Origin of the sequence: Mycolicibacterium arseniciresistens, from assembly GCF_030519285.1 — a bacterium.
Taxonomy (GTDB): Bacteria; Actinomycetota; Actinomycetes; order Mycobacteriales; family Mycobacteriaceae; genus Mycobacterium; species Mycobacterium arseniciresistens.
This window is the reverse complement of the sequence record NZ_JAUMSQ010000366.1, coordinates 1-3,595: the sequence shown is the minus strand read 5'-3', so window position 1 is coordinate 3,595 and position 3,595 is coordinate 1. Positions and strand designations below refer to the sequence as shown.

The following is a 3,595-nucleotide window of genomic DNA, read 5'->3' as shown; positions in this document are numbered from 1 at the left end:
GGACCTGCCGGAGTCCGACCCGTCGATCGGCTTCAACTACCTCGGTCGACTCGGCGCGCCGGCGCAGGCGGCCGATTCCGGCGAGGCGTGGCGGATCGGCCCGGACGGCGTCTCGCTGACCGGAGCCACGGCGGCGGTGCCGATTCCGCTGATGCACTCCGTGGAGCTCAACGCCGGCACCATCGACACCGACGCCGGCCCGCACCTGCACGCCAACTGGACGTGGGCGCCCTCGGCGCTGGATCGCGATCAGGTCGGCCGGTTGAGCCGGTTGTGGTTCGACGCCCTGGCCGGCATCTGCGCGCACGTGCGCCGCGGCGGCGGCGGGCTGACCCCGTCGGACATCGTCCCGGCCCGGCTGGATCAGCACCAGATCGACGTGCTCGACCAGCAATACGACCTCGTCGATGTCCTGCCGTTGACCCCGCTGCAGCAGGGGCTGCTCTTCCATGCCAGCACCGAGCAGGCGAGCGCCGATGTGTACGCGGTGCAGCTGGAGATCGCGTTCAGCGGTGCCCTCGACGCCCAACGGCTCCGCGCAGCGGTGGACACCGTCGTGCAGCGTCATCCGAATCTGGCAGCCCGTTTCCACGTGCAGTTCGACCAGCCGGTTCAGATCATCCCCGCCGATCCCGTCGCGGCCTGGCGATATGACGACCTCGTCTCCGCTGAGCAGATCGACCGGGTGTCCGTCGACGAGCGTATCGCGGTCTGTGACCTGTTCGGCCAGTCCGCTTTCCGCGCCGCGCTGATCCGCACGGGACACGACGAACACCGGTTCGTCCTGACCTTCCATCACATCGTCATGGACGGCTGGTCGCTGCCGATCCTGCTGAGCGAGATCTTCGCCGGCTACTACGGGCAGCCGTTGCCCGCGCCTGCGCCGTACCGCAGCTTCGTCTCCTGGTTGGCCGACCGGGACGTCCAGGCCGCAGAGGACGCCTGGCGTGTGGTGCTGGCCGGCTTCGACACCCCCACACTGGTCGGCCGGCCGAACAGGTCCGGCCGCCAGGGCGTGATGTCGTCGGTGTTGCCCGAGGAGATCACGCGAGCGCTGAGCGAGTTGGCGCGCTCACACCACACCACCGTCAACACCGTGCTGCAGGCCGGGTGGGCGCAGCTGCTGACATGGCTGACCGGCGCGCATGACGTGGCCTTCGGAGCCGTGGTCTCGGGCAGGTCGGCCGAGGTCCCCGGTGCGGAAGCCATGGTGGGACTGTTGATCAACACGGTTCCGGTGCGGGCCACCATCACGGCGGCCACCACCACCACCGACCTGCTCGACCAGTTGCAGCGCGTCAACAACGCCACCTTGGAGCACCAGCACCTGGCGCTCAGCGAAATCCACCGCATCACCGGTCAGGACCAACTGTTCGACACCGTCTTCGTCTACGAGAACTACCCGGTCGACACCGCCTCGCTGTCCGGCATCGACGGGTTGACCATCACCGAGGTCATCGGCCACGAGTCGACCCACTACCCCCTGACGATGGCGGCCCGGCCCGGCGACGAGATGGGACTTCGCGTCGAGTACGACCAAGACCTCTTCGACGCGGACGCGATCCGTACCTTGATCGCGCGGCTGCAGCGGGTGTTGGTGGCGATGGCCGCCGACCCCGGCCGGTCGCTGTCGGCGGTGGATGTGCTCGACGAGGGTGAGCACGCACGGCTGGACGCGATCGGCAATCGCGCGGCGCTGACCCGGCCGGCCATCGCGCCGGTGTCGATTCCGGCGGCGTTCGCCGAATGGGTGGCCCGCACGCCGGATGCCGTGGCGGTGACCTTCGAGGGCAGGCCGACGTCGTATCGCGAGCTCGACGAGGCGGCGAATCGGTTGGCACACAGGCTGGCCGGTCACGGCGCTCGCCCGGGGGCGTGTGTGGCGCTGCTGTTCACCCGTTCGACGCAGGCCGTGGTGGCGATGCTGGCGGTGCTGAAAACCGGTGCGGCGTACCTGCCGATCGACCCGGCGTCGCCGGCGGATCGCATCGACTTCATGATGCGCGATGCCGGACCTGCGGCCGCGGTCACCACCGCGGCTCTGCGCTCGCGGTTGGGCGGGTGCGACGTCCCGGTCGTCGACGTCGACGCCGCGGACACCGATGGCGGCCAACCCGTCGAGGCGCCTTCGGCGCCGGCGCCCGATGACATCGCTTACCTCATCTACACCTCGGGCACCACCGGTGTGCCCAAGGGGGTGGCCATCACCCACCACAACCTGACTCAGCTGCTGAGGTCACTGGACGCCGGTGCGCCGGCCGAACGAGTGTGGGCACAGTGGCATTCGCTGGCCTTCGACGCCTCGGTGGAGGAGATCTGGGGTGCGCTGCTGAGTGGCGACCGGCTGGTGGTGGTGCCCGAGTCGGTGGCCGTTTCCCCGGAGGACGTCCACGCCCTGCTCGTCGCCGAGCAGGTCAGCTTCCTGAGCCAAACCCCCTCGGCGGCGCAGACACTGGCGCCGGAGGGTCTGGAATCGATGGCGTTGCTGGTCGCCGGCGAAGCGTGCCCGGCGGAGGTGGTGGATCGGTGGGCGCCGGGGCGGGTGATGGTCAATGCCTATGGCCCCACAGAGACCACGGTGTGCGCGTCGAGGACTGCGCCGCTGGCGGCGGGGTCGGGCGTGCCGCCGATCGGTGCGCCGGTGCCTTCCGCGGCGTTGTTCGTGCTGGACGGCTGGTTGCGGCCGGTGCCGGCGGGGCTGGTCGGCGAGCTGTATGTGGCCGGCGCCGGGGTGGGCGTCGGGTACTGGCGCCGCGCCGGATTGACCGCGTCGCGGTTCCTTGCCTGTCCCTTCGGCGGGCCCGGGTCGCGGATGTATCGCACCGGGGATCTGGTGCGGTGGGGCGCCGACGGGCAGTTGCAGTATCTCGGGCGCGCCGACGAACAGGTGAAGATCCGCGGCTACCGCATCGAACTCGGCGAGGTGCGCGCGGCGCTGGGACGGCTCGACGGGGTCGCCCAGGCGGCGGTGATCGCCCGCGAGGACCGTCCCGGCGACAAGCGCCTGGTCGGCTACATCACCGAGACATCGAGCGGCGCGATCGACTCCGCCCGAGCACGGACCGCGTTGGCCGATCGGTTGCCGCCGTACATGATTCCCACCGCGGTGGTGGTCCTGGACACTCTGCCGCTGACTCCCAACGGCAAGCTGGACACCCGGGCGCTGCCGGCACCCGAATACAGCGGTGGCGATCACTACCGTGCCCCCGCCGACGCGGTCGAGGAGATCCTGGCAGGGGTCTACGCGCAGGTGCTGGGTGTCGAGCGGGTCGGGGTCGACGACTCGTTCTTCGACCTCGGCGGTGATTCGTTGTCGGCGATGCGGGTGGTCGCGGCCATCAACACACTGCTGGACGCCGGCCTCGCGGTGCGGGCGGTGTTCGACGCGCCGACCGTCGCCCTGTTGGCGCCACATGTCGGTGCGAACGTCGGGAAGCGTGAGCCGTTGGTGGTGGCGGAGCGGCCGTCGGTGGTGCCGTTGTCGTTCGCCCAGCAGCGGTTGTGGTTCCTCGACCAGTTGCACGGACCCTCGCCGGTGTACAACATGGCGGCGGCATTGCGGTTGAGCGGGCCGCTGGATGGCTTGGCGCTGGGA

The 3,595-nt window shown here is 70.2% G+C and carries 1 protein-coding gene; it reads left to right on the top strand.

Annotation, left to right across the window (positions count from 1 at the left end; genetic code table 11):
• Nucleotides 1-3,595: non-ribosomal peptide synthetase (locus Q2100_RS28375; RefSeq protein WP_302916724.1), on the top strand; the 3,595-nt coding region annotated here is incomplete at both ends.